Source organism: Miniphocaeibacter sp. (assembly GCF_049276255.1).
Taxonomy (GTDB): Bacteria; Bacillota; Clostridia; order Tissierellales; family Peptoniphilaceae; genus Miniphocaeibacter.
The window spans coordinates 21,469-27,568 of the sequence record NZ_JBASWB010000068.1; the positions used below are offsets into that span (position 1 = coordinate 21,469).

7 protein-coding genes are annotated in these 6,100 nt (G+C 29.7%); 6 read left to right on the forward strand and 1 reads right to left on the reverse strand.

Features of this window, described 5'->3' with window-relative positions; all coding sequences use genetic code 11:
• The first annotated feature begins 50 nt into the window (after positions 1-50).
• The 6 genes from fba to celB all read left to right on the forward strand — a co-directional run bounded on the left by fba (position 51) and on the right by celB (position 5,295).
• Positions 51-914 (forward strand): class II fructose-1,6-bisphosphate aldolase, encoded by an 864-nt coding sequence (gene fba, locus WAO56_RS09445; protein ID WP_243661210.1) that lies wholly within the window; start codon positions 51-53, stop codon positions 912-914.
• Between the two features lie 303 nt (positions 915-1,217).
• On the forward strand, positions 1,218-2,651 hold the full coding sequence (locus WAO56_RS09450) for a 6-phospho-beta-glucosidase (RefSeq protein ID WP_243661209.1): 1,434 nt from the start codon (positions 1,218-1,220) through the stop codon (positions 2,649-2,651).
• Between the two features lie 29 nt (positions 2,652-2,680).
• Entirely contained in the window at positions 2,681-2,995 is a 315-nt protein-coding gene (locus WAO56_RS09455) for a PTS cellobiose transporter subunit IIB (protein WP_243661208.1), read from the forward strand.
• A gap of 72 nt (positions 2,996-3,067) precedes the next feature.
• A complete protein-coding gene (locus WAO56_RS09460) occupies positions 3,068-3,430 on the forward strand; it encodes a PTS cellobiose transporter subunit IIA (protein ID WP_243661207.1) in 363 nt (120 codons plus the stop codon).
• On the forward strand, positions 3,423-3,941 hold the full coding sequence (locus WAO56_RS09465; RefSeq protein WP_243661206.1) for a hypothetical protein: 519 nt from the start codon (positions 3,423-3,425) through the stop codon (positions 3,939-3,941). Before WAO56_RS09460 ends, WAO56_RS09465 begins: the two co-directional genes overlap by 8 nt.
• A gap of 10 nt (positions 3,942-3,951) precedes the next feature.
• Positions 3,952-5,295: a PTS cellobiose transporter subunit IIC gene (gene celB, locus WAO56_RS09470; RefSeq protein WP_243661205.1), complete on the forward strand. Its 1,344-nt coding sequence runs from the start codon at positions 3,952-3,954 to the stop codon at positions 5,293-5,295.
• Between the two features lie 90 nt (positions 5,296-5,385).
• On the opposite strand, the gene WAO56_RS09475 is transcribed toward celB, so the two are convergent.
• Positions 5,386-6,100, reverse strand: a 715-nt coding sequence (locus tag WAO56_RS09475; protein WP_422146335.1) for a serine hydrolase domain-containing protein, incomplete at its 5' end; no start/stop codon positions are given.

Below are 6,100 nucleotides of genomic sequence, written 5' to 3' on the forward strand. Positions count from 1 at the left end.
GACTTATAATAATATGGTAATCGTATTTAATTTTAGGGGGTATTTAATCAATGCTAGTATCAGCAAAAGAAATGTTAGACAAAGCTTTAGAAGGTCATTATGCAGTAGGTCAATTTAATATTAATAACCTAGAATGGACAAAAGCAATATTAGAAACAGCACAAGAATTAAAATCACCGGTAATACTTGGAGTATCTGAAGGTGCTGGAAAATATATGACAGGTTATAAAACCGTAGTAAAAATGGTAGAAGGAATGGTAGAAGAAATGGGAATAACAGTTCCTGTAGCTATTCATTTAGACCATGGTTCATACGAAGGAGCTAAAAAGGCAATAGAAGCTGGCTTTACTTCAGTAATGTTTGACGGTTCACATTATTCAATAGATGAAAATGTTGAAAAAACAAAAGATATTGTTAACCTTGCACACAGTAAAGAAATATCTGTTGAAGCAGAAGTTGGTTCAATAGGTGGAGAAGAAGACGGTGTTGTTGGTACTGGTGAATTTGCAGACCCGGCAGAATGTAAAATGATAGCTGACTTAGGAATTGATTTTCTAGCAGCAGGAATTGGAAACATTCATGGAGTATATCCTGAAAATTGGCAAGGATTAAACTTTGATGTTTTAGCAGAAATACAAAAAGAAGTTGGTAAATTACCATTAGTATTACACGGTGGTACAGGAATACCAACAGATATGATAAAGGAAGCTATAACATTAGGAGTTTCTAAAATCAATGTTAATACAGAATGTCAATTAGCATTTGCAGCTGCAACTAGAAAATATATAGAAGCAGGTAAGGACAAAGAAGGTAAAGGCTTTGACCCTAGAAAATTACTTGCACCGGGAACTCAAGCTATAAAAGATACAGTAAAAGAAAAAATGGAAATTTTCGGCTCAATAGGAAAAGCATAAAATTTTTACATTAATAAGGCATATAGAATATTCTATATGCTTTTTTTTGTTATATTTATTGTTATTAAGCAATAGAATATACTTAATCTATTATATAAAATATATTTAGTTTTTATTATAATAATCTTAATTAATGATTTTTATATAGAAAAGATGTATAATATAATTATAAATACATAAGATGACTTTGCATAACAAATAGTAAAATTTTGTTTTATTCTTAGTATTTGGAGTTTTAATCAGATGACTTTACTAAATTAACGAGCTGTACAATCGTTGATTACAGCAAATAAGGGGGAGATTATGAAAAATAAATTGCCAGAAGGTTTTTTATGGGGAGGTGCAGTTGCAGCACATCAATTAGAAGGTGGTTGGAAAGAAGGAGGAAAAGGTATTAGTGTTGCAGACGTAATGACTGTAGGCTCCGTTAATAAGCCTAGGGAAATTACAGATGGAGTTATACCAGGGAAAAATTATCCAAATCATGAAGCTATAGATTTTTATCATAAATATAAAGAAGACATAGCATTATTTGCCGATTTAGGACTTAAGTGTTTTAGAACTTCCATTGCTTGGACTAGAATTTTTCCAAAAGGTGACGAGTTAGAGCCAAATGATGAAGGATTGAAATTTTATGACGATTTATTTGATGAATGTTTAAAAAATGGTATAGAACCGATAGTAACATTATCTCATTTTGAAATGCCTTACCATTTGGTGATAGAATATGGTGGTTTTAGAAATAGAAAAACCATAGAATTTTTTGTACGCTTTGCAAAGGTTTGCTTTGAAAGATATAAGGATAAAGTAAAGTATTGGATGACATTTAATGAAATTAATAATCAAGCAAACTTTAATGAAGATTTTGCTCCATTTACAAATTCTGGAATAGTTTATAAAGAGGGAGAAAATAGAGAAGCTATAATGTACCAAGCAGCACATTATGAGTTAGTTGCTAGTGCGAGAGCAGTTATATTAGGTAAAAAAATTAATCCGGATTTTGAAATTGGATGTATGATTGCAATGGTTCCTTTATATCCAAAGACATGTAAACCGGAAGATGTATTAATGGCTCAAAAAGCAATGGAAAAAAGATATTATTTTACAGATGTTCATGTTCATGGAAGTTATCCAAATCATATTTTAAGATATTTAAATAGAAAAGGAATTAAATTAGATTTTACTGAAAAAGATAAAGAAGAGTTGGAAAATGGTGTGGTTGATTACATAGGTTTTAGTTACTATATGTCAAAAGTTGTAGAACATAAAGAATCTAATAAATTTTTTGACTATGATGAAAGTAAAGACATAGTTAAAAATGAATATGTAAAAGCTAGTGATTGGGGATGGCAAATTGATCCTGTAGGGTTAAGATATTCACTAAATTGGTTTACAGATATGTATAATTTACCGCTATTTATAGTAGAAAATGGCTTTGGTGCTTACGATAAAGTTGAAGAGGACGGATCAATACATGATGATTATAGAATAGAGTATCTAAAAGCTCATATTGAACAAATGAAATTAGCAGTTATCGAAGATGGAGTTAATTTAATAGGATATACACCTTGGGGATTTATAGATTTAGTTTCTGCAGGTACTGGTGAAATGGAAAAAAGATATGGATTTATTTATGTTGATAAAGATAACCAAGGTAAAGGTACATTGAAAAGAAGTAAAAAAGATTCATTCTATTGGTATAAAGAAGTAATAGAATCCAATGGTGAAAATCTTTAATTTAAAAATATAATATTAGGAGGGATAATATGAAAAAAGCAGTAATTATTTGCGTAGGAGCAATGTCTTCGTCAGTTATGGCAAAAAAAACAACAGATTATTTTAAAAATAAGGGAGAAGAAATTCAAGTAGATGCTTCTTCTGTAGGAGAAGGAAAAAAACAAATTGAAAAAGATGAATATGATGTATATTTATTAAGTCCTCAAGCTAAAATGAATTATGATAGTTTGAATACTATGGCTAAAAAATCAAATAAAGAAATTGTAAATATTCCATTTGATGCTTATGTACCTATACCTACGGGGGTTGAAAAATTAGCTAAGCTTATTGAAAATAACATCTAATTTATTTACTGAGTAGTTATTAAATAGTATTTAATAACTACTCAAAATTATATTTATATAAAGGAGTTTAGTATGGAAAATAACAATCATGAAGAAAAAATTGAAAAGACAGAAGATGATACAGAAGTTGTTTCATTTGAAATAATAATTCATAGTGGACAAGCAAGAACTATTATACATGAGGGCTTCAAGCTTATGAGAGAAGGGAATTATGAAGAAGCTGATAAAAAACTAGAGGAAGCAAATGAAGAAATTCTTCAGGCTCATAGAGCACAAACGAAATTATTACAGGATTTTGCAGCAGGTAAAGAAGTTGATATGAATGTAATAATGGTACATGCGCAAGATCATTTAATGACTACTATAGCTTTAAGAGAAGTTGCAATTGAAATGAATGTACTATATCAAAAGGTAGGAAAATTGGAGAGTGAATAGAAAAAAGCTAAGCAAAAAAGAAAAGAGAATAATTGATAGAAAAGGTAAGGAATTAAGTTTAAAAAACATGTATTTTAACAGGTATTTAATAGTTAGATACACAGTTGCATTCTTCTTTTTTATAAACGTATATTGGTTGATATCACTTTTTTTAACTAAATCATTTATGGTTATATTACCTTGTATATTAATTTTATTTTTAGTTTTTGTAATTTTTGAACATGTAAAATTATATAGTCATCACACCAATAAATTACCAAGAACAAAGTTATATTTTAAAATACAATTGTTTTTAAATATAATATTAATTATATTATCATGGACAAATTTATTTATAAAGATTTTTCCAATATTAAAGATTACACAAAAAACAAGATTATTAGTTTCGGTAGGACTATTAATAGGTATTATTATTTCTTATTTGATAATAAAAAAATTAAATATTATAGAGAAAAATAAAGATAAGCAATTTGAAAGAATAAAAAAATATGAGAAAGCTATAAGAAAATAAGGAGGAAGTTATGAGTAAGGGTTTAGGATTTTTGGAAAAATTCATGGGTCCAATGGCTAAAATAGCGCAGTTTAAATTGGTAAGGGCCGTAATGGCTGCAGGGGTTGCTAGTATTCCATTTACTATTGTAGGTTCAATGTTTTTGGTTTTAAATATACTACCGGATACAATTCCTGCATTACAAGGAATTTTTGATTCTTCAGTTTTTAGACTACAAGATTTGTATATGGTTGCAAATAAAGCAACAATGGGTATATTAGCATTATATTTTTCTATAGTTATAGGTTATGAATTAACTAAAATTTATGCTGACGAAGAAGATATAGATATAAATCCTGTAAGTGGTGCGTTATTATCATTATTTGCATTTTTTATGTGTATTCCTGAGTTAGTATTTGTAGATGGTAGATTTTCACTAATACAAAGTGTAACAGAAGATGAACATGTTATAAATGGTTGGAGAATGGTTGGAGATGGTGTTAGTAGAATAGGAACTTCTGGTATTTTTACAGCTATTATTATGGGAGTTATATCTGTATTAGTTTATCGTTTTTGTGTTAAGAGAAATTGGACAATAAAAATGCCAGATGCAGTACCTGAAGGAGTATCAAGGGCATTTACTGCATTAATACCTACATTTGTAGTTGCTTTTGTAGTACTAATTATAAATGGAGTTTTAGTTGCTTTAGGTACAGATATATTTAACATAATTGCAATACCTTTTGGATTTGTTACAAAACTAACAGATACATGGATAGGTATAGTTATAATATACTTCTTAATACATGCATTATGGTTAGTTGGTATCCATGGGGCTAATATAGTTGATGCATTAGTAAAACCTATGTTATTATCAAATATGGCTGCAAATGCTGCAGGTGCAAATATACCATTTGCAGGTGAATTTCAAAATACATATGTTGTATTAGGAGGTTCTGGTGCTACATTAGGAATGACTATTTTTATTGCTTTTTTAGCTAGATCAGAACAGTTAAAAGTGTTAGGAAGAGCTTCATTAGGACCTGCTATATTTAATATCAATGAGCCAATAATATTTGGATTGCCTATAGTCTACAATCCTTTTATGGCAGTACCATTTTTCTTAGCTCCAATAACTACAGCATCTTTAGGATATTGGGCAACAAAATTAAAAATAGTAAAACCTATCATAGCACAGATGCCTTGGCCATCACCTGCGGGGACAGGTGCCTTTATTGGAACAGGTGGAGATTTTAAGGCGGTAATTCTGGCCTTTATATGCGTGATAGTAGCTTTTATTATTTATCTTCCATTTATTAAGTATTATGACAATAAATTATATAGAGAAGAACAAGGTAATAGTACAGACGTATAAAAAGATAAAAAAATCCTTAGTGTTTTTAACACTAAGGATTTTTTGCTATAAAAACTTCAAATAATTTAAATTATTATAGGAAAAAATATATTAAACAACATAGGGAAGAATAAAATTATCTATTAAATCCCATCTATCCCTTAAAGGAGTTCGCACAACTTTAGAAGCTATAGCGATTACCAGGTCGTATTTTGGAATTACTGCAATAATATTGCCACCTGTTCCCATAGCGTAAAAGGCCTTGTAATTTTCTATATTTCTTAGCCACCAAAGGTAGCCATAATCCTTACTGTAATCTTTTGTGCTTTTTTCTATCCAATCCTTTGAAATAATTTGCTCACCCTTATAAAGACCATTATTAAGATATAGCAGTCCAAATTTTGCCATGTCCTCTAAGGTTAAGGTTAATCCCCAACCTCCGATTGTAAGACCTTGTTTGTCCTTTAGCCATCCTTTTTCATCGGTAAATAAAATATCGTTTATATTGTAGGACTTCATTTCCACATCGGGTATTTCAGTCATGGAAATTTTAGAACAAAGGTACTTGTTTGTAAATTCTCTGGTAGTTAAGCTAGTCGTTTTAGTAATAATTCCGGAAAGTAAATGGGCAGAGGCATCGGAATATTTAAATTCACTATTATTTCCACCTAAACCTAAAATGCTAAGACAATGTTCTATCCAGTTTTCACTGTTAATGAATTTTCCCAACTTCTGTCCAAAACCACGGAAGGAATAGGGGGCAGTCATAGAAAGCAGTTCATGAATTTTAACCTTATCCCTTGTTCTATTTTTACTTAGTTCATAT

What these genes read in the sequence shown, in the direction of transcription:
- fba (WP_243661210.1), top strand. Translation starts at nt 51, where the DNA reads ATGCTAGTATCAGCAAAAGAAATGTTAGACAAAGCTTTAGAAGGTCAT.
- WAO56_RS09460 (WP_243661207.1), top strand. Translation starts at nt 3,068, where the DNA reads ATGGAAAATAACAATCATGAAGAAAAAATTGAAAAGACAGAAGATGAT.
- WAO56_RS09450 (WP_243661209.1), top strand. Translation starts at nt 1,218, where the DNA reads ATGAAAAATAAATTGCCAGAAGGTTTTTTATGGGGAGGTGCAGTTGCA.
- WAO56_RS09455 (WP_243661208.1), top strand. Translation starts at nt 2,681, where the DNA reads ATGAAAAAAGCAGTAATTATTTGCGTAGGAGCAATGTCTTCGTCAGTT.
- celB (WP_243661205.1), top strand. Translation starts at nt 3,952, where the DNA reads ATGAGTAAGGGTTTAGGATTTTTGGAAAAATTCATGGGTCCAATGGCT.